At 71.3% G+C, this 19,192-nt stretch carries 21 protein-coding genes; 10 read left to right on the forward strand and 11 right to left on the reverse strand.

Annotated features, from left to right (window positions below; translation table 11 throughout):
- Window positions 1-63 precede the first annotated feature (63 nt).
- Window positions 64-2,181: a sensor histidine kinase gene (locus tag ACFE7W_RS03355; protein WP_375423345.1), complete on the forward strand. Its 2,118-nt coding sequence runs from the start codon at window positions 64-66 to the stop codon at window positions 2,179-2,181.
- Here ACFE7W_RS03355 and ACFE7W_RS03360 read toward each other — a convergent pair.
- Both ACFE7W_RS03360 and mca read right to left on the reverse strand, forming a co-directional pair.
- Window positions 2,118-2,369 (reverse strand): hypothetical protein, encoded by a 252-nt coding sequence (locus ACFE7W_RS03360; RefSeq protein ID WP_375423346.1) that lies wholly within the window; start codon window positions 2,367-2,369, stop codon window positions 2,118-2,120. The genes ACFE7W_RS03355 and ACFE7W_RS03360 overlap by 64 nt on opposite strands.
- A 9-nt stretch (window positions 2,370-2,378) precedes the next feature.
- The gene (gene mca / locus ACFE7W_RS03365; RefSeq protein ID WP_375423347.1) at window positions 2,379-3,299 is read right to left on the reverse strand and encodes a mycothiol conjugate amidase Mca; all 921 of its coding nucleotides are present in this window, start codon (window positions 3,297-3,299) and stop codon (window positions 2,379-2,381) included.
- 64 nt (window positions 3,300-3,363) lie between these two features.
- Here mca and ACFE7W_RS03370 point away from each other — a divergent pair, with 64 nt between their 5' ends.
- Both ACFE7W_RS03370 and greA read left to right on the forward strand, forming a co-directional pair.
- Window positions 3,364-3,759 carry a DUF4307 domain-containing protein gene (locus ACFE7W_RS03370; protein WP_375423348.1) on the forward strand — a complete coding sequence of 132 codons (396 nt, stop codon included), beginning with the start codon at window positions 3,364-3,366 and terminating at the stop codon, window positions 3,757-3,759.
- 37 nt (window positions 3,760-3,796) lie between these two features.
- Window positions 3,797-4,309 (forward strand): transcription elongation factor GreA, encoded by a 513-nt coding sequence (greA, locus tag ACFE7W_RS03375; protein ID WP_375423349.1) that lies wholly within the window; start codon window positions 3,797-3,799, stop codon window positions 4,307-4,309.
- Between the two features lie 82 nt (window positions 4,310-4,391).
- Here the strand turns inward: greA and ACFE7W_RS03380 are convergent, their stop codons facing one another.
- The 3 genes from ACFE7W_RS03380 to ACFE7W_RS03390 form a co-directional block, all read right to left on the reverse strand.
- On the reverse strand, window positions 4,392-4,799 hold the full coding sequence (locus ACFE7W_RS03380; protein ID WP_375423350.1) for a DUF2089 domain-containing protein: 408 nt from the start codon (window positions 4,797-4,799) through the stop codon (window positions 4,392-4,394).
- The gene (locus ACFE7W_RS03385; RefSeq protein WP_375423351.1) at window positions 4,796-5,812 is read right to left on the reverse strand and encodes a hypothetical protein; all 1,017 of its coding nucleotides are present in this window, start codon (window positions 5,810-5,812) and stop codon (window positions 4,796-4,798) included. Before ACFE7W_RS03385 ends, ACFE7W_RS03380 begins: the two co-directional genes overlap by 4 nt.
- 88 nt (window positions 5,813-5,900) lie before the next feature.
- Window positions 5,901-7,061, reverse strand: coding sequence for an RtcB family protein (locus ACFE7W_RS03390; protein WP_375423352.1), 1,161 nt, complete (start codon window positions 7,059-7,061; stop codon window positions 5,901-5,903).
- Between the two features lie 180 nt (window positions 7,062-7,241).
- Between ACFE7W_RS03390 and ACFE7W_RS03395 the strand changes: the two genes are divergently transcribed.
- The 3 genes from ACFE7W_RS03395 (at window position 7,242) to ACFE7W_RS03405 (ending at window position 10,862) form a co-directional block, all read left to right on the forward strand.
- Window positions 7,242-7,739 (forward strand): MarR family winged helix-turn-helix transcriptional regulator, encoded by a 498-nt coding sequence (locus ACFE7W_RS03395; protein ID WP_375423353.1) that lies wholly within the window; start codon window positions 7,242-7,244, stop codon window positions 7,737-7,739.
- Window positions 7,736-9,469, forward strand: a complete 1,734-nt coding sequence (locus tag ACFE7W_RS03400) for an MDR family MFS transporter (protein WP_375423354.1) — start codon at window positions 7,736-7,738, stop codon at window positions 9,467-9,469. Before ACFE7W_RS03395 ends, ACFE7W_RS03400 begins: the two co-directional genes overlap by 4 nt.
- Window positions 9,470-9,608: 139 nt before the next feature.
- Window positions 9,609-10,862 (forward strand): Ig-like domain-containing protein, encoded by a 1,254-nt coding sequence (locus tag ACFE7W_RS03405; protein ID WP_375423355.1) that lies wholly within the window; start codon window positions 9,609-9,611, stop codon window positions 10,860-10,862.
- Here ACFE7W_RS03405 and ACFE7W_RS03410 read toward each other — a convergent pair.
- Together ACFE7W_RS03410 and ACFE7W_RS03415 are read right to left on the reverse strand one after the other, a co-directional pair.
- A complete protein-coding gene (locus ACFE7W_RS03410) occupies window positions 10,859-11,425 on the reverse strand; it encodes a dihydrofolate reductase family protein (protein WP_375423356.1) in 567 nt (188 codons plus the stop codon). The two genes, ACFE7W_RS03405 and ACFE7W_RS03410, sit on opposite strands and share 4 nt — an antisense overlap.
- A gap of 39 nt (window positions 11,426-11,464) precedes the next feature.
- Window positions 11,465-12,796 carry an AI-2E family transporter gene (locus ACFE7W_RS03415; protein ID WP_375423357.1) on the reverse strand — a complete coding sequence of 444 codons (1,332 nt, stop codon included), beginning with the start codon at window positions 12,794-12,796 and terminating at the stop codon, window positions 11,465-11,467.
- Between the two features lie 65 nt (window positions 12,797-12,861).
- Here ACFE7W_RS03415 and ACFE7W_RS03420 point away from each other — a divergent pair, with 65 nt between their 5' ends.
- Window positions 12,862-14,073, forward strand: a complete 1,212-nt coding sequence (locus ACFE7W_RS03420; protein WP_375423358.1) for an MFS transporter — start codon at window positions 12,862-12,864, stop codon at window positions 14,071-14,073.
- On the forward strand, window positions 14,063-14,749 hold the full coding sequence (locus tag ACFE7W_RS03425) for a uracil-DNA glycosylase (RefSeq protein ID WP_375423359.1): 687 nt from the start codon (window positions 14,063-14,065) through the stop codon (window positions 14,747-14,749). Before ACFE7W_RS03420 ends, ACFE7W_RS03425 begins: the two co-directional genes overlap by 11 nt.
- A gap of 1 nt (window position 14,750) precedes the next feature.
- Here the strand turns inward: ACFE7W_RS03425 and ACFE7W_RS03430 are convergent, their stop codons facing one another.
- Window positions 14,751-15,896: a cystathionine gamma-synthase gene (locus ACFE7W_RS03430; protein ID WP_375423360.1), complete on the reverse strand. Its 1,146-nt coding sequence runs from the start codon at window positions 15,894-15,896 to the stop codon at window positions 14,751-14,753.
- Between the two features lie 93 nt (window positions 15,897-15,989).
- Here ACFE7W_RS03430 and msrA point away from each other — a divergent pair, with 93 nt between their 5' ends.
- Window positions 15,990-16,622, forward strand: coding sequence for a peptide-methionine (S)-S-oxide reductase MsrA (gene msrA / locus ACFE7W_RS03435; protein ID WP_375423361.1), 633 nt, complete (start codon window positions 15,990-15,992; stop codon window positions 16,620-16,622).
- 13 nt (window positions 16,623-16,635) lie between these two features.
- Here msrA and ACFE7W_RS03440 read toward each other — a convergent pair whose 3' ends face one another.
- The 3 genes from ACFE7W_RS03440 to ACFE7W_RS03450 form a co-directional block, all read right to left on the reverse strand.
- Complete coding sequence (locus ACFE7W_RS03440; protein WP_375423362.1) at window positions 16,636-17,508, reverse strand: neutral zinc metallopeptidase; 873 nt, start codon at window positions 17,506-17,508, stop codon at window positions 16,636-16,638.
- 81 nt (window positions 17,509-17,589) lie between these two features.
- On the reverse strand, window positions 17,590-18,024 hold the full coding sequence (locus tag ACFE7W_RS03445) for a hypothetical protein (protein ID WP_375423363.1): 435 nt from the start codon (window positions 18,022-18,024) through the stop codon (window positions 17,590-17,592).
- Entirely contained in the window at window positions 18,021-18,386 is a 366-nt protein-coding gene (locus ACFE7W_RS03450) for a hypothetical protein (RefSeq protein WP_375423364.1), read from the reverse strand. Before ACFE7W_RS03450 ends, ACFE7W_RS03445 begins: the two co-directional genes overlap by 4 nt.
- Before the next feature lie 108 nt (window positions 18,387-18,494).
- Between ACFE7W_RS03450 and ACFE7W_RS03455 the strand changes: the two genes are divergently transcribed.
- Entirely contained in the window at window positions 18,495-19,190 is a 696-nt protein-coding gene (locus tag ACFE7W_RS03455) for an NUDIX hydrolase (protein ID WP_375423365.1), read from the forward strand.
- The last annotated feature ends 2 nt before the right edge of the window (window positions 19,191-19,192 follow it).

A 19,192-nucleotide genomic window follows, 5' to 3' on the forward strand; every position in this document is an offset into this window, starting at 1 on the left:
GGCCCTGACCCGTATGCTGACGCCGAGCGAGCGTGCTCAGGACGCGGACGGAAGGCCTCCCCCATGCAACGCACTCGCGGGGGAGCAGGCACGACGGGATCGACGCGACCCCGGACGACCACCCCTCCCGCCGCTCTCGTCGCAGCCGGTCTGGCCCTGGTGGTCAGTGCCGTGATGCTGGCGGGCCCCGGTCCCGCCCCGCTCGCGTCCTACGCCCTCTCGACCCTGCCGGCGCTGGTGATGGCGGCCTGCTGCGCCCGCGCCGCCCGCCGGTCCGACGACCCACGCGGCCGTCGGGCGTGGATCCTGCTGGCGGTCGCGGGTCTGTGCTGGGCCGCGGGCGAGCTCGCCTGGCTCGACCGCGGAGCCATCAGCGGCACCGTCGACTCCGTGCCGTCGGACCTCCTCTTCGTCCTGGGCACCGGGGCGGCCGCCGCCGGGGCGTTCACGGTCCGCGGTCGCACCTGGCGCGGCCGGGACCGGTACCGCGTGGTGCTCGACACCGCCATCGTGACCGGCGCGGCGGTCTTCGTCGCGCGGGCCCTCGGGCTGGTGGGCCGCACCGACGTGTCGCTGCTGCTGCTGGTCTACCCGCTCAGCGACCTGGTGCTGCTGAGCGTCTCCGTCACCCTGCTCCTGCGTACGACCAGGGCCGGAGCGCCCCACCTGGCCGTCCTCGCTCTCGGCCTGTCGCTCTACTCCTCAGGTGACCTCGTCTATTCGTTGCGGGCCAGCCAGGACCGCTACGCGCCGGGCAGCATGCTCGACCTCACCTGGATCGCCGCCTACTGGCTCGTGGCCCTGGCCGCGCTGGCCCCGGCCGCCCGGACGAAGCCCTGCGACCGTACGGTGGCCGGCTCCTACACCGGCGAGGGCGTGCCCTGGCTCGTCACGGGGCTAGCCGTGCTGTCGGTCCCGGTGGTCGGGGCGCTGGGTCCTGCGCTCCCGGACGACCGGCCCCGTGACCCGGTGATGCTGCTGACGGGGTTCGGGGTCACGATCACGTTCATCGTCCGGCAGGTCCTGCTGTTCGCCGACATGGCCCGGCTCAACCGGCGGCTGGTTGCGGAGGTGGTGCGCAAGGAGCGGATCAGCAACGCCGTGATCGACGGCGTCGTGGTGGTGGACCGGCAGAGCCGGATCGAGTTCGCCAACCCCACCGCGGCAGCGCTGCTCGGCTCGACCCCCTCCGACCTGGTGGGTCGAGACGTCGCCGACTTCGTCCGGCGGCACGGTCCGGACGGCGAGTCGGTCGAGGAGCTGCTGCGGGCCCTCCGGGTCGGCGACCAGCTCGTCCACGGGTCCGCCCTCTTCGCCAAGGTCGGTGGCGGCGAGCTGCCCGTGGAGCTGTCGGTCGGACGGCTGGACCCGGACCGCTCCGGCTCCGGCGTCGTCGTCGTGTTCCGCGACGTGAGCGAGCAGCGCCTCGTCGAGCGGATGAAGAACGAGTTCATGTCGGTCATCAGCCACGAGCTGCGCACCCCGCTGGCCTCCCTGCGCGGCGCCCTCGCGCTGTTGCACGGCGGCGTCGTCGGCCCGGTGGAGCCCCAGGGTGCTCGGATGGTGAGCATCGCGCTGACCAGCAGCGAGCGGCTGTCCCGGCTGATCGATGAGATCCTCGACGTGGAACGGCTGGAGTCGGGCCGGGTACGGCTCGAGAGCGGGCTGCACGAGGCCGAGCGGCTCGTCGGCACCGCGGTCGCCGAGATGACCGGGCTGGCCCTGGCCGCCGAGGTGTCCCTGGTCGTGACCGCGACGTCGGGGACGGTGGTCGCCGACGCCGACCGGGTCGTCCAGACCCTGACCAACCTGATCGGCAACGCGGTGAAGTTCTCCTCCCCCGGCGGAGAGGTCCGGCTGAGCGCCGAACCGCGCGGCGACCAGGTCGAGTTCACCGTCGCCGACCACGGCCGCGGCATTCCGGCGGAGAAGCTGGACGTGATCTTCGACCGGTTCGAGCAGGTCGACTCCTCCGACAGCCGCGAGCAGGGCGGCACCGGCCTGGGACTCGCCATCTGCCGGGAGATCGTGCGGCTGCACGGCGGCCGGATCTGGGTGTCGAGCGAGCTGGGCCGCGGAGCGGAGTTCCACTTCCTGCTGCCGGCCGGACAGGAACCTCAGCGACGCGGCGGGGAACCCTCGACGGGCGACGCCGCGCTGGCCGCGTCGCGACCCGGCTGAGGCTCACCCTCGGCCCCTACGGCCGGCGGCTGCTCCTGCGGCAGGACGCCGTAGTGGGCGGCCGTCCGGCGGAACTGGCGCCGCATGCTGCGGAACAGCAGGTACATGACCGCGGCCAACCCGATCGTGATCAGGAACGGCGTCCATCCCGGCTTCACGATGTTCGGGTCGAGCTCCAGTAGGAACATAGCGTCAGCCTACCCGGCGACCGCGACGGCGACCGGGACCGCGATCCCGGCGAAGAGGTCGTCCTCGGGCAGCTCGGCCGGCACCTCGCTGCGGACCAGCTGCCAGTCCTCGCTGGGCCAGGCCCGCTGGTGCACCTCGAGGGGGACCGCGAACCAGGCCCCCTCGGGGTCGACCTGGGTGGCGTGGGCCAAGAGGGCGCGGTCCCGGACGGCGAAGTAGTCCGCGCACGGCACCTTGGTGGTCAGCCGGGCCTCGTGCTCGGGGTCGACCGTCCAGCCGGCCAGCCGTTCGGCGTAGGGGGACTCGAGTCCGCGCTCGACCATCGCCCGGTCCAGCGCCTCGATCCGGGGCCGGTTGAAGCTCAGCTGGTAGTAGACCTTGAGCACCTGCCACGGACCGCCCAGCTCCGGGCTGGCCGTCGGGTCCGCGGCCGTCGCCACGGCGGCCATGCTGATCCGGTGGCACATGATGTGGTCCGGATGGGGGTAGCCGCCGTTCTCGTCGTAGGTGGTCAGGACGTGCGGCCGGAAGCGGCGGATCAGCTCCACCAGCGGTTCGGCGGCCACGTCGACGTCCAGGGTGGCGAAGGAGCCTTCCGGCAGCGGCGGTAGCGGGTCACCCTCGGGCAGCCCGGAGTCGACCCAGCCCAGCCACACCTGCTCGATGCCCAGGATCTGCCGGGCCCGGTCCATCTCCTCGCGCCGGATGCCGGCGATGTTGGCCAGCACGTCCGGCCGGTCCATGGCCGGGTTGAGGATCGAGCCGCGCTCGCCGCCGGTGCAGGTGGCGACGACGACCTCGACACCCTCGGCCACGTAGCGGGCGGTGGTTGCCGCTCCCTTGCTGGACTCGTCGTCGGGGTGCGCGTGCACGTGCAGCAGACGAAGCCGCTCACCGGCAGCGTCCACACGGAGCGCGGGATGGTTCATGGCGTCATGGTGTCACGGGGCCGCGGCGGGCCTCCGCCTCGATCTCACCGGGCAGAATGGACCGGTGACCGATGCCGCCGCGCGACTCGCGCGCCGATACCCGCCGCCGCGCACGCCCCGCCGGCTGGTGATCGGCCTGGTGGCGCTGGGCAGCGCGATCGGGTTGGCGTGGCTCATCTGGGTGGCGTTGCTGCACGCCGAGCCCGTGGCCTCGGCTCAGGTGCCTTACTACAAGGTGACCTCCGACACCAGCATCGAGGTGACGATCACCGTCCAGCGCCGCGACCCATCCGTGCCGGTCACCTGCCGCGTCCTGGCCCAGTCGACCGACTTCCAGCCCGTGGCGGAGCTCGAGGTGCCGGTCGAGGCGAGCAGCATCAAGCTCGTGGACGTGCCGGTGACGCTCGTGACACTCCGCCGGGCGACCTCGGCCTCGGTCAGCGGCTGCACCCCGTCGTGAACCTGCGTCGGCGGGGTGGATTCGTTACAGTCTGAGGATGTCCGAAACCACGACCAACGCGATCTGGCTGACCCAGGAGGCCTACGACAAGCTCCAGGGCGAGCTCGACCAGCTCTCCGGTCCCGGGCGGGCGGAGGTCTCGCAGAAGATCGCCCGGGCCCGCGACGAGGGTGACCTCCGCGAGAACGGGGGCTACCACGCCGCCCGCGAGGAGCAGGGCGTCCAGGAGGCCCGGATCCGGCAGCTGGCCGACATGCTGCGCCGGGCTCAGGTGGGCGAGGCGCCCGCGAACGCCGACGAGGTCGGCCCCGGTACCCAGGTCACCATCGCCTTCGACGGCGACGAGTCCGACACCGACACCTTCGTCCTCGGCTCCCGTGAGCTGCTCGGGCTGGACGAGAGCGTGAGCGACACCAACGTCTACAGCCCGCAGTCCCCACTGGGCGCGGCCATCCTCGGCAAGAAGAAGGGCGACGCCGTCTCCTACGTCGCCCCGAACGGCCGCTCGATCGACGTCACCATCGTCAAGGTCGAGCCCTTCCAGAGCTGAGACCGACCTCCGCAAAGATCGTGTAGCGATCTGCCGCATACTCGCGGCACATCGCTACACGATCCCGGCACCGGCACCGGCCTCAGCCGAGGCTGCCGAGCAGGTTCTGCGCCTCGGCCGGGCTCAGGGCGCCGCTGGCCACCTCGGCCAGGATCTGGTCGCGCGTCAGGGCGGCCGGCGCGGGCTCGTCGGAGTCGGCGAGTCCGAGCTTCTCCAACAGCTGGTTGAACTTCAGCCGGGCGGTCGGGTAGGAGACTCCGAGGTGCTTCTCCAGATCACGGAGGTTCCCCCGCGAGGCGAGGAAGACCCGCAACATCTCCGTCTCCTTCTCGTCCAGCGCGCAGAACGCGCAGGGCACGAACACCCCGGCGAGCTCGCTGCCGCACGAGCCGCAGCCCAACCGGGTGACCGAGAGCCGGTCACCGCAGACGGGGCAGTCGACAGGGGCCCGGTGCTCGTGTGCCGGCGTCCGCCGGACCCGCTCGCTCACGTGTCGCTCCCCTTCTTCTTACCAGCGCCGGCCTTGGGCGCCTTGGCCTCCGGCGCCGGGTCGGAGCCGATCCGGACCTGGGCGTGCCCCATCACCACCTGAACGTCCAGCTTGGCGCTGCCGTTGCCCATCACGACCTCGTCGCCGGCACCGGTGTGGCCGCCGCTCCAGGTGACCCGGCCCAGCTGGGACTCGCTCGTCACCGTGACGTTGGAGTCGTCGGCCAGCGTGATGGCCAGCGACCCCGACTCCGCGCGGACGCGGTTACGGCCGCGGTTGACCGCACCCTTGATGGTGGCCGAACCGGCCTGCACGAGCACGTCGTTGACCTGGTTCACGTCCAGCAGCTTGGCGCTGCCCGCGGTCACCCGGATCTTGCCGAGGTTCGGCACCCGCTCGGTGCTGAGGCTGCCCGCGGTGACCTCGACGTCGACGAAGATCGACGGGTTCACCCGCAGCAGCAGCTCCTTGCCGAAGCCGATCGCCCGGAGGTCCTCCATGCTGCGGGGGGCGCCCCGCAGGATGGAGAAGCCGTCGAGGCTGGGCCCGATCTCGCCGTCGCTGGACACCTCGAGCACCGCCCCGTTGCGCCGGAGCACGTGCGGCCCGTCCGCGGACAGGGTGGCCACGCCCGTCTCGCCCAGGATGCGGACCCGGCGGCCGACCGCCCGGACGGAGATGCGCTCGACCCCTCCGGTGTTGGCCGGCTTGGCCTTCGGCGGTGGTGGCGTCACCGGCTCGGGCTCCGGCACCTCGTCGGCCGGCGGGTCGACGGGGGCGAAGCGCTCGGTGCTGTGGGTCGCGTGCTGGGGCCGGTCCGTGGCCAGGGCCCACGGCTCGTCGGCCGCAGGCTCGGCGACGGACTCCGGGGCCGGGTCGTTCGGGGCCGGTTCGTTCGAGGCCGGTTCGGGGACCGGCGGGCCGGCGGCGAGACCGTCGATCCGCCGCGCCGCCTCTGCCGCGTCGATCCGTCCCGCCGCCAGCTCTTGCAGGATCACTGCCATGCTCGTCATGAAACGAATGTAAAGCGAACCTTTCACTTCCTCAAGGTCTGGCGCCGACTCCAGGAAACCTCAGGGTTGTCCCCTCCGGGAGCCGGCGTCAGTTGCCCTTGACGTTGACGATCTGGTGCAGCTCGTGCCGGACGCTGACCAGGTCCGCGGCGTCGAGCATCACCTGGTCGATGTCCTTGTACGCCGCCGGGATCTCGTCCAGGAACGCGTCGGAGTCCCGGTACTCGATCCCCGCCATCGCCGTCCGCAGCTGCTCGCGGGTGAAGGTCTGGCGCGCCTTCGTCCGGGAGAACATCCGTCCGGCGCCGTGCGGCGCCGAGGACAGGGCGACCGGGTTGCCCCGGCCCTCGACCACGTACGAGGCCGTGCCCATCGATCCCGGGATCAGCCCGGGCTGGCCGGACTGCGCCTCGATGGCCCCCTTGCGGGACACCCACACCGTCTTGCCGAAGTGACGCTCCTGGACCGTGAAGTTGTGGTGGCAGTTGATGCGCTCCGCCTCCACCACGTCGGTGCCCACGAATGCGCCGAGGCAGTCGACGACCCGGTCCATCATCTCCTCGCGGTTGAGCAGGGCGTAGCGCTGAGCCCACCGCAGGTCGTGCAGGTAGGCGGTGAACTCCTCGGTCCCCTCCACCAGGTAGGCGAGGTCGCGGTCGGGCAGGTCGATCCAGTACCGCTCCATCAGCCGGCCGGCGACCTTGATGTGGTGCTGAGCCATCTTGTTGCCCACCCCGCGGGAGCCGGAGTGCAGGAACAGCCAGACCCGGTCCAGCTCGTCGAGGCTGACCTCGATGAAGTGGTTGCCGGACCCGAGGCTGCCGAGCTGCTGACGCCACCGACCCATCCGCGCGTCCGGGTCGACGTGCGGCACGGCCTCCAGCTCAGCCACCCGGACGGCCGCGGTCTCGGTCAGCTCGCGGTTCTGCTGCCCCGCCGACAGCGGGATCGCCCGCTCGATGGAGTGCCGCAGGTCGGCGAGCGGCCGCTGCCGCAGGTCCTCGGCGACGAACTGGCTGCGGACGGCGATCATGCCGCAGCCGATGTCGACGCCGACGGCGGCCGGCATCAGCGCCCGCAGGGTCGGGATCACCGACCCGACGGTCGCCCCCAGCCCGAGGTGCGCGTCCGGCATCAGCGCCAGGTGCGGGAAGACGAAGGGCATCGCGGACGCCAGCTCGGCCTGGGCCCGGGTCTTGTCGTCGAGGATGGATGCCCAGCTGATCAAGCGGGAGCTGATCTTGTCCACGGCGGTACCTCCGACCTCACACAGTTCTGCCTCCCTCGGACGAGGGCCGTCGACCAGGGTGCCTCACGAGCCAGCTCCGGGGCACCGGGTTTTCCGGGCCTCCAGCAGTCGCGCTGGGACGTGACGGGGGTCTCGACAATCCCGTTGTGTGCGTCATGCAAATATCTGTATGCTTGGGACATGCAAACAACGCTGACGGGACGCCGCGCCCCCGCGGACTCCTCGGAGGGTTCCGCCGACGCGTCGAGCGTCGTCGACTCGGTGCTGCACGCCCTCCTCTCCGTGGGACGCCTGATGCGCCAGCCGATCGACGGCGACGCGCTTGACCCCAGCACCTTCTGGCTGCTGAAGACCGTGGGACACCAGGGGCCGATGCGGGTGACCGAGCTCGCGGGCACCAGCCACCTCGACACCTCGACCGTGTCGCGCCACGTCGCCCAGCTCGACCGCGCGGGCCTCGTCGAACGGACCCCGGACCCGGCTGACCGCCGCGCCCACCGGATCGGGCTCAGCCCCGAGGGCCGGGAGGCCCTGGACAACGCCTACCACCGCCGCCGCACCCTGCTCAGTCGCGGGATCGGCACCTGGGACGCCGCTGACGTCGCCCAGCTCGACCACCTCCTCGGCCGTTTCGTGAACGACGTCGAGAACCTCACAGCAGATCTGGAGCAAGCATGACCAAGCACGTACCCCGTCGTGCGCTGATCGAGGACGACGCCGTCGCTCCTCGGCACGCCGTCCGGGACGCGGTGACCGCCACCGCACCGGCCGCGAGCGCGTCCGACTCACCGGTCGCCGACACGGTCTCGGCCGGCGGCTACCTCAGCCACCGCCAGATCCTCGGCGTCATGATCGGCCTGATGGCCGGCATGTTCCTCGCCGCGCTCGACCAGAGCATTGTCGGCGTCGCCCTGCCCAAGATCACCTCCGAGCTCGGTGGCCTGGACAAGCTGTCCTGGGTGGTCACGGCCTACCTGCTGACCTCGACGGCCGCGACGCCGTTGTGGGGCAAGATCTCCGACCTCGTCGGCCGGCGCCCGATCTTCCAGTCCGCCATCGTCGTCTTCCTGGTCGGCTCGGTGATCTGCGGCTTCGCTTCCCCGATCGCCGACTGGCTGAACATCTCCGGCATCGACGTGATGATCGGCGGCCGCGCGATCCAGGGCCTCGGCGGTGGCGGACTGATGTCCCTCGCCCTCGCCGTGATCGGCGACGTCGTCCCGCCCCGTGAGCGCGGCAAGTACCAGGGCCTGTTCGGCGCCGTCTTCGGCGTCTCGTCGGTCGCCGGGCCGCTGCTCGGTGGCCTGTTCACCGACCACCTGGGCTGGGAGTGGATCTTCTTCATCAACCTGCCCATCGGCATCGGCGCCCTGATCGTGACCTCGATGTTCCTCAAGCTGCACCACGTCAAGCGCGAGGCGTCGGTGGACTACCTCGGTGCGGCCACCATCGTCGGTGCCGTCACCAGCCTGCTGCTCTACCTCAGCTGGGCCGGGCCCTCGACGTCCGCCGACCTCGGCTGGGGCTCCACCACCGGCATCGCCCTGCTCGTCGCCGTGGTGGTCCTCGTCGGCCTGTTCATCCTGGTGGAGAGCAAGGTCAGCGAGCCGATCATCCCGCTCGGCCTGTTCACGCACTGGACCTTCACCAGCAACGTCGTCTTCGCGATGATCATGGGGGTCGGCATGTTCGGCGGCCTGATCTACCTGCCCATCTACCTGCAGGCCGTGAAGGGCTACAGCGCGACGGGTTCCGGGCTGGCGATGCTGCCACTGGTCGTCGGCATCTTCTCGACCTCCATCAGTGGTGGCCAGATCATGTCCCGGACGGGCCGCTACAAGTGGATGCCCGTCAGCGGAGCCGTCGTGGTCGGGCTCGCCCTCTTCGGGCTCTCCCGGCTGCAGATCGACACGCCCTACCTGGAGATCGCCGGCCTGATGTTCCTGTTCGGCGCGGGTCTCGGCCTGACCATGCAGGTGGTCGTGACCGCGGTGCAGAACAGCGTCGAGCGCAAGCACATGGGGACGGCCACCGCTTCGGTGACCTTCTTCCGCTCGATGGGTGGGGCCATCGGCGTCGCGCTCTTCGGAGCCATCCTGAACACCCGGCTGCCGCACCACCTCGCTGAGGTCGTGCCGGCTGCGGCCCAGGCCCAGCTGGGCGCGGCGAGCGCGTCGGTCAACGACGTGACCGCCATCCGCGCCCTGCCGGAGCCGGTCAAGACCTGGGTGCTGACGGCCTTCACCCAGTCGATGGACGACGTGTTCCTCGTCGCCGTGCCCTTCATGGCGGTGGCCCTGGTCATCGCCCTGACCATGCGGGAGAAGCCGCTGGCAGGCCGCCAACCGGCCACCTCGGAGTCCCTCGAGAGCGCCGAGGAGCCCCAGCTGGTGGCTGTCGGCCACTGAGCCCAGCCGAACGCCGGTCCTGGCCCGTCCCCGCTCCCCGCGGGGACGGGTCGGGCCACGTCCGGAGGCGTGTGATTCCGGATTTGTCGCCCCGGGATGGCACCCTGGGACCACCGCAGCCCGACCCCGGAGGACGTCCATGAACCGCAGCCACCGACTGGCCTCGCTGTCCGGCGTCGCCGGCAGCGTCATGCTGGCGACCGTCCTGGTGGGGTGTGGTGCCCTGACCGGCAGCCAGCCCGAGAGCAGCTCAGCCCCCAGCTCGAGCAGCGCCCCGAGCAGCAGCAGCTCGACGTCGAGCAAGCCGACCCCGCCGGCCGTCGCCCCGGTCAGCCTCAAGGCCAACGTGGACGACGACGCGACGAAGGTGAAGGTCGACACCCGGGTCAAGGTCTCGGCCAGCGCGGGCACCGTCTCCAAGGTGAAGCTCAGCTACGCGGGAGTGGACGGCCGGGGCACAAAGGTCGACGGCACCGTCAAGGGCACGCTCAGCAAGGACGGTTCCAGCTGGACCGCCAGCGACCGGCTCGAGCCCTCGGCCACCTACACCCTGGCGATGAGCGGGGTGAACAAGGCCAAGCAGAAGAAGACCACGACCACGACATTCAAGACCCAGAAGCTCACCCTCGCTCAGCAGACTTATCCCAGCGCCTACCCGCTGCCGCGCAGCCAGGTCGGGGTCGGCATGCCGCTGACGCTGAACTTCGACGTGCCGGTGCGCGACAAGGCCGCCTTCGAGAAGAACCTGCACGTCACGTCCAACCCGGCCCAGAAGGGCAGCTGGAACTGGCTGTCGGACCGCGAGGTCCACTTCCGGCCGAAGACGTACTGGAAGCCGGGCACCAAGGTCACCCTGGACGCCGACCTCAACGGCGTCGACGCCGGCAACGGCATCTACGGCCAGAGCTCGGTGTCCACGTCGTTCACGGTGGGCCGGAAGATGATCACCGAGGTCAACCTGCGGACCGACTACGCGAAGGTCTACCGCAGCGGCAAGCTGGTCCGCACGATCCCCGTCACCGGCGGCAAGCCTGGCTGGCAGACGCGCAGCGGCACCAAGCTGATCATGGCCAAGGAGTACAACAAGGTCATGACCAACGAGATGATCGGCGCCAAGGAGAAGTACAAGCTCACCGCGAAGTACGCCCTGCGCGTCACCAACTCGGGTGAGTTCCTGCACGCCGCGCCGTGGGCCCTGGCCAACCTGGGCGTCCGCAACGGCAGTCACGGCTGCGTGGGGATGAGCGTCGACAACGCCGGCTGGCTCTACGAGAACGCGCTGATCGGCGACCCGGTGGTCACCACCGGCACCAGCAGGGGCCTCGAGCAGGGCAACGGGTACGCCGACTGGAACGTCTCCTTCGCCCAGTACAGCAAGGGCTCCGCCCTCTAGTCTCGGGCCTGCGGTGACCTCGGGTTCGGCTCGCCGGTGACGGCGTAGTCCACCAGCAGTGAGCCGGATGGCGAGGTGCTGCTCCGGATCGGTTCGAGCCGCAGCGCCGGGGACCCGTCGAGAAGCCGACGTCCGCTGCCCGCGACCGCCGGTGCGATCACCAGCCGGAGCTCGTCGACCACGCCCCCGGCGAGCAGGGCCTGCGCGACCGAGATGCTGGCGTGCACGCCGATGTCGGCGCCCGGCCGGGTCTTCAGCTCCCGGACGAACTCGACGAGGTCGCCGTGGACCACCGTCGTGTTCGCCCAGTCACCCTCGAGCGGGCTGGCGGTGGCCACGTACTTGTCGGCCCCGTTGATGAAGGTGGCGAAGGGCTCCATGTCGCTGCCCGGCCAGTACCCGGCCCACTCCTGGTAGGTGCGCCGACCGAGGATGACGGTGTCCTGGGTCGCGATGACGGCGCCGAGGTTGGCGTCCAACGCATCGTCCCAGGTGAAGAAGCGGTCAGGACCCTCGGCGACGCCGTCGAGGGACACCATCTCGTACACCACGACCTTGCGCATCCTCACCACCTCCGGTCCACGTCACGACTTCGGGGAGCCCTACCCACGGTCCGGGACCGGTACCGGGTCGGTCCCGGCCGGCTCACCGCTCTCGACGTCGCTCGCCGCGGCCGGCTCCTGGTCCGGCACGGCGGCGCCGGCGTCCGGCTCGTCCCCCACCGGCGACGGGGTGGCGTCGGTCCTCGGGATCTTGTGGCCCCGCAGGTACTCCACGAACGACTTGGCGAAGGCCAGCAGCGGGACCGCCAGCAGGGCGCCGATGATGCCCGCGACGACGATCCCTGAGGCGATGGAGAGCAGGACGGCGAGCGGGTGCAGCTTGACGGCGCGGCCGAGCAGCAGCGGCTGCAGCAGGTGGCCCTCGACCTCGAGCACGAAGATGATGATGCCCAGCATGATCAGCGCCTGCACCCAGCCCAGGGCCACCAGGGCGACGAGCACCGCCACGGTCCCCGAGACGAAGGCACCGACGAGGGGCACGAACGCGCCGATGAACACCAGCGCCGCCAGCGCCGGCGCCACCGGCACCCCCAGCAGCAGGGCCCCGATGAGGATCACGACGGCGTCCGACAGCGCCACCAGGATCGTGGCCCGGACGTAGCCCGAGAGCGCCCGCCACCCGTTGCTGGCGGCGTGGTCGACGCGGGAACGGGACTCCCGGGGGAAGAAGCGCAGCAGGGCGGTGAAGATGCCGCGGCCGTCGTAGAGGAAGTAGAAGAGCGAGAACAAGGTGATGGCGAGACCGGCCACGAAGTGACCGACCTGCGAGCCGACCTCCGCGGCGTAGCTGGCGATGGTGCTGCGGCTCTCGGTCAGGAACTTCTGGATCCGTTCACCCCAGGCGGCGGTGTCGAAGTAGCTCGCGTTGATGGGCAGCCGGCTGTTCTGCAGCGACGTCACCAGGTTGTTGAACCCGGCCACGACGTTCGTGGACAGGTCGGCTGCCTGGGCGACGATCTGGCTGGTGATCAGGGTGAGAGCCCCAGCGATCAGGACGATCCCCCCGAGCAGGGTGACCGCCGAGGCGGCACCGGAGTTCCACCCCCAGGCGCGTAACCGGTTCGCCACCGGCGTGAGCATCGCGGCCAGCAAGATGGCGACGGCGACGGGGATCACCACCTCCGACAGGTAGCCGGCCACCCGAGCCAGCCCGTAGAGCAGCGCGCTCACCAAGATGATGCGCCAGGCCCAGGACGCGGCCAGTCGCAGACCTGCCGGTACGGCCCGGTCGATGTCCTCGCTCGCGGTGAGAACGGGGACGACGGCGGGCGGCTCGTGACCGTTCGGTCCGGCGGGCGCTGACTCCGCGCGCCGGACGACGGCTTCCCGCCATCCCGTCACACCCGTCCAGACGCTGCTGGGAAGTCCCACACCTGCCTCCTCGCCGATGGCCCCGAAGAATCAACGCTAGCGGACCCCACTGGCACACTGTGCCGGTGCGTACGTTGCGGTCGGCCGGGTCGCGGCTGCGCGTCCCGTCCGGACTGCCGCGCGAGGTCTACGTGCTGGGCCTGATCGCCTTCTGCGTGGCGGTCGGCTTCGGCGTCCTGGTGCCGGTGCTGCCGGTCTTCGCCCGCAGCTTCGGGGTCGACAACTTCGCCGTCGGTGCCGTCGTCTCGGCGTTCGCGGCGATGCGGCTGGCCACCAGCCCGTTCTGCGGCCGGCTGATCGACGTGCTGGGCGAGCGCATCGTGATGGCCAGCGGGATCTTCGTCGTGGCTCTCTCCAGCGGGGTCGCGGGGGTCTCGCGGAGCTACGCCCAGCTGCTCGTGCTGCGTGGCGTCGGCGGCGTCGGCTCCGCGATGTTCACCGTGTCGGCGACCACGCTGCTGCTCACCTCCGTCGAGCCCGGGATCCGCGGACGGGCCACCGGCTTCTACCAGGCCGGGTTCCTGCTCGGCGGCATGGCCGGCCCGGCGATCGGCGGACTGCTCTCGGCCGTCTCGCTGACGGCGCCCTTCTTCTTCTACGCCGGTACCCTGGCGGTCGCCGGGACCGTCGGGCTCGTGCTGCGCGCCCGGAGCGTGGGGGTGGTCGCCGCAGCCCTGCCCGTGGTGCCGTTCCGGCAGGTGCTGCGCGACCGGCGCTACCAGGCCGCCTGCATCACCAACCTGGCTCAGGGCTGGACCTCGTTCGGGGTCCGCAGCACCCTGGTCCCGGTCCTGGTGGTCGAGGTGCTGCACCGCCCGACCTCGTGGACGGGCATCGCCTTCGCCTGCGCCGCGGTCGTCCAGACCATCGCCGTGGGGCCGGCCGGACGGTTCGTGGACATCGTGGGTCGACGCCCGGCCATGGTCGCCGGCGCCACGCTGGCCGGGCTGTCGATCCTGGCCGTCCCGTTCGCGCCGAACGTGTGGCTGTTGATCGTGGCGCTCTGCCTGTACGGGATCGCGGCCGCCTTCCTGGGCACCGCGCCCGCGGCGTCGGTCGGGGACGCGGCCGGCGGGCGGGGCGGGACCGCCGTGGCCGTCTTCTCGATGTGCTCCGACGTCGGGGCGATCGTCGGCCCGCTGGTCGCGGGGCTGCTGGCCGACTCCTTCTCCTACCCGGCCGCCTTCGCCGTCGGAGCGGCCCTGCTGCTCGGTGCCGCCGCCACCTCGACGCGGATGCCCCGCGTCGGCGTGCGGGAGGTCGAGCGTGCGGCCTGATACCGCGGAGGCGCCCCTGGGCGCGCGCTTCGGGGCCGGTTGGGCCGAGGCGCTGGCTCCCGTGGCCGACGACCTGGTCGCCCTCGAGCAGTTCCTGGCCGCCGAGGTGGCCGCCGGTCGGGGCTACCTGCCCGTACGCGAGCAGGTGCTGAGGGTTTTCTCACGCCCGCTGGCCGAGGTCCGGGTGCTGCTGGTGGGGCAGGACCCGTACCCCACGCCGGGGCACCCGGTCGGGCTCTCGTTCTCCGTGGCGCCCGACGTCCGACCTCTGCCCCGCTCGCTGCACAACGTCTACGCCGAGCTGAAGGCCGACCTCGGCGTGCCGCCCGCGGCGCACGGTGACCTCTCGTCGTGGTTCGAGCAGGGGGTCCTGCTGCTGAACCGGGTGCTGACCGTCCAGCCCGGCCAGTCCGCCTCCCACCGCCGTCGCGGCTGGGAGCGGGTGACGGCCTGCGCCATCGACGCGCTGGTCGCCCGGGGCCGGCCCCTGGTGGCGGTCCTGTGGGGCCGCGACGCCCAGTCCCTGATCCCGCGGCTGGGCGACGTGCCGCACGTGGCCAGCGTCCACCCCTCGCCGCTCTCGGCCCGCAACGGCTTCTTCGGCTCGCGCCCCTTCAGCCGGACCAACGAGCTGCTCGTGGCGCAAGGAGCTCTGCCGGTCGACTGGACACTCTAGGTCAGGCCAGGGCGCGGTCGAGGTCAGCGATCAGGTCGTCGGCGTCCTCGATGCCGACGCTGAGCCGCACCAGGTCGGCCGGCACCTCCAACGCGGTGCCCGCCACCGAGGCGTGGGTCATCCGGCCCGGGTGCTCGATCAGCGACTCGACGCCGCCGAGGGACTCCCCCAGCGTGAACACCTCGGTCCGGCCGCACAGGTCGACCGCCGCCTGCTCGCCGGCCGCGACGCGGAAGCTGACCATGCCGCCGAACCGGCGCATCTGGGCCTTCGCGACGGTGTGGCCGGGGTGGGAGTCCAGGCCCGGGTAGAACACCTCGGCCACCCGCGCGTGGTCCACCAGGTACGCGGCGACCCGCTCGGCGTTGTCGCAGTGCCGCTCCATCCGGACGGCCAGGGTACGCAGCCCGCGCAGCACCAGCCAGGCGTCGAACGGGCCGGCGACCCCACCGATCGCGTTCTGGAAATACCGGAGACGCTCGGCCAGGGCGTCGTCGTCGGTGACGAGCGCCCCGCCGATCACGTCGGAGTGACCGCCGCAGTACTTGGTGGTGGAGTGCACCACCACGTCGGCGCCGAGGCCCAGGGGCTGCTGCAGGTAGGGAGAGGCGAAGGTGTTGTCGACGATGAGCAGCGCGCCCGCCGCGTGGGCCAGCTCGGCGACCGCGGCGATGTCGGCCACCCCCAGTAGCGGGTTGGTCGGCGTCTCGACCCAGACGGCCGTCGTCTCACCGGGCACGATCGCCGCGGCCACCGCGGCCAGGTCGTCGAGCGGGGCCGGGGTGTAGCGCAGCCCCCACGGCTCGTGCACCTTCGCGAACAGCCGGTAGGTGCCGCCGTAGGCGTCGTCGGGGATGACCACGTGGGCGCCGGGCCGACCGATCGTCCGCAGCAGCGTGTCCTCGGCGGCCAGCCCGCTGGCGAAGGCGAAGCCGTGCGCGCCGCCCTCCAGCGCCGCAAGGCACTCCTCCAGGGCCGTCCGGGTCGGGTTGGCCGAGCGGGAGTACTCATAGCCCGACCGCAGCCCGCCGACGCCGTCCTGGGCGTAGGTGGAGGTGGCCCAGATCGCGGGCGCGACCGACCCGTTCCCGGGGTCGGGCCGCTGGCCTGCGTGGATCGCTCGGGTGGAGAAGCCGGATTCACTCATGGACCGAGCCTACGGAACAAGGCCGCACCGGGGTGACGTTGCACCCGGTGCGGACCGCACGCCAGCGGTGACGCAGAGAGGCAGACTGAGACCATGTTCTTCTCCAAGATGAAGTCCACGTTGATCGAGCCCGAGCAGGCTCTCCGCGGCCGGGACCGCAGTGTCCTGGTGGACCCGACCTTCCACGACATCTTCGGCATCCCGGTGCAGAAGGTGCCGGCGGGCTCCGAGGTCGCCTACTTCGCCCTCGGCTGTTTCTGGGGCGCGGAGAAGCTGTACTGGAAGACTCCCGGCGTCACCAACACCGCGGTCGGCTACGCCGGTGGCTACACGCCCAACCCCACCTACGAGGAGGTGTGCAGCGCCCGGACCGGCCACACCGAGATCGTTAAGGTCTCCTACGACCCGGCCAAGGTGAGCTACGAGACCCTGCTGCACGTGTTCTTCGAGAACCACAACCCGACCCAGGGCATGCGGCAGGGCAACGACGTGGGCACCCAGTACCGCTCAGCGGTCTACACGACCTCCGACGAGCAGCTCGACACCGTGAAGCGCGTCCGCGACGACTACCAGATGCAGTTCACCCGGGCGGGCTTCGGCCAGATCACCACCGAGATCAAGCCCGAGCCGGACTTCTTCTACGCCGAGGACTACCACCAGCAGTACCTGGACAAGAACCCGTTCGGCTACTGCCCCGTGCACGCGACCGGCGTCACCTGCAACTGAGCCTGCGGCAGTCTCAGGCAGCGCCTGCGGCGAAGGTGTCGCACGCTTTCGGGTCACCACTGCGGAAGCCGGTGGTCAGCCACTTCTGACGGTTGGCCGCCGAGCCGTGGGTCCAGGTCTCGGGCGTGACCTGGCCTTGGGTCTTCTGCTGGATCCGGTCGTCGCCGACGGCCGAGGCCGCGTCGAGCGCGTCGGCCAGATCCGCGGAGGTGACCTCGCTGATCGGGCTGTCGGGATCGTTGGTGGCGTGGTTGAACCAGACGCCGGCGTAGCAGTCGGCCTGCAGCTCCAGCCGGACGCCGGAAGAGGTGGGTCCGGTCACCTGCAATCCGCTGCCCTGCACCTTGGCCATGGTGCCTTTCAGCTGCTGGATGTGGTGCCCGAACTCGTGTGCCAGCACGTAGGCCTCCGCCGCGTCCCCGCCCTTGGCGCCGAGGTCGCCGGTGAGCTGGTCGAAGAACGCGAGGTCCAGGTAGACCGTGGTGTCGGCCGGACAGTAGAACGGGCCCACCGCCGAGCTCGCGTTGCCGCAGCCGGTGGCGATGCTGCCCGTGAAGGTCTGCACCTGGATGGTCTGGTAGTCCGGCTGCGTCGAGCCCCAGTACTCCTGGATCGAGTTGGTGTAGGCCACGAAGCGGCAGTTGCGGTCCGTGTTGATGTCAGAACCCTTGGTGCATTGAGCGAAGGGGCTCGACTGCCCCGAGCCCGTCCCCGGATCTGTGGTCGTTGCGCCGCCCAGGATGTCGTTCGGGTTGATCCCGAGCAGCAGGGCGATCACCAGCACCACCAGTCCGGCTCCACCGCCGAGCGCGATCTTGCCGCCACCCCCGCGACCGCCGCCGCCGACCTGGGACGGGTCGAGCCGGGCCTGGTCGTTGTACTTCACGTCGCCCGCCACTCTTGTCGTCGAGCCCGGGCGTGACACCCGTGCCGCGGCAGCATACCGTCGGCGGCGGTTGGGAGCTTACTAGCGGGCGCGGGCACCGGCCGTCGGCCGGGTCCGTCGCAGCCAGAGCAGCCCGAGAACCGGCAGGACCAAGGGGACGAAGCCGTACCCGATGCCGTAGGTCGACCAGACCGTCGCCCGGGGGAAGGCCGACGGGTCGAGGACGCTGGCCGTCCCGACCGCGAGCACGCCGACCAGCTCGAGGGAGATCGCCGTCCAGGCGACCCGGCGCGACGTTGCGCTGCCGCGTGCGAGCGTGACGGTCGCCACGACATAGATCACCCCGGCCAGCAAGGACAGCAGGTAGGCCAGCGGCGCCTCGGCGTAGTCGGTGATCAGCTGGACAACTGCCCGCGACGTCGCGGCCAGGGCGAAGAGCGCGTAGACGGCGACCAGCACCCGACCCGGACCGGAGGTGGTCCGTCGGGCTGGCGGGCCCGGCTGCGGGGGGCTCATGCAACGGCCTCGGTCCACAGCGAGAGGAGCCGCAGGGTCATCGCCAGCACCGACAGGGCGGCGACGGCGAGCACGACGCCCGACCAGCGGGTCCGCTCGGTGTTGGCCCAGAACCAGGCCAGCGGGACCAGCACGACGATGCCCACCAGGTAGCCGATCGTGGTCACGGTCTCCACCGGGCGGAAGCCCCCGGCCAGCTTGCCGAAGGCGACCAGCGACTGCACCAGGGTGACGAGCTCGACCACGCCGGCGTAGATCAACTGAGCCTTGCCGGGCGCCTTGTTCAAGACGGCGGTGGCCACGCCCCAGACACCGGCGGCGGCCGCGAGAGCCACCACGGCGTAGGCCAGTCCGGGGATCACGGCAGGGCTCGGTTCCGGTGAGGGTGGGGCACGAAGAACCAGGCTACCGACCTGCGAAACTGATGCCGGGCCGCCGGACGAATGCTGGTGGACCGGAGGGGGTCGCCGATGAGGGTGGTGGGAGTCGCCGGCGCGTCCCCGTCCGCCGCCGAGACCGTCTTCGACGTCAGGCTCGAGCACGGCGCCGACCCGGTCGTGGTGGCGCACGACGAGGGATACGCGCTGGTCCGGCCGCTGGAGGCGGTCCGGACCGCCGACGCCGACCTACGGCTGGTGCTGCAGGTCAGGCCGCTCGAGGGCGAGCCACGACCCCGGCTCGGCGGCCGAGGGCAGGACGCGGGGCTGGTGGTACCGCCGGGAGTCCAGCCGGAGGTCCGGCAGCGCGTTGCCGCGTACGCGGTGGTGGTCTCCAGCCGCGGCCTGCTGGCCACGGAGTACTCCGGTCGGACGGCGGTCGAGGGCCGCTGGGGCATGCCGGGCGGTGGCATCGACGCGGGAGAGCAACCGGCCGACGCCGTGCTCCGCGAGGTGGTCGAGGAGACGTCGCAGCACGTCGTGCTGGGCGAGCTGGTCTCGGTGCAGACGTCGCACTGGATCGGTCGAAGCCCCCGCCAGACGATCGAGGACTTCCAGGCCGTCCGGCTGGTCTACCAGGCCAGCTGCCCGGAGCCGAGCGAGCCGCGGGTCCTCGACCTGGGCGGCACCACCTCCTCGGCACGCTGGGTGCCGCTGGAGGAGTGGCGGCGGCTGCCGTGGACGCACAACTGGCAGGAGCTGCTGGGCGAGCTGCTCGGGTCGGGCTGACC

This window comes from uncultured Friedmanniella sp. (genome assembly GCF_964244285.1).
GTDB lineage: Bacteria > Actinomycetota > Actinomycetes > Propionibacteriales > Propionibacteriaceae > Microlunatus.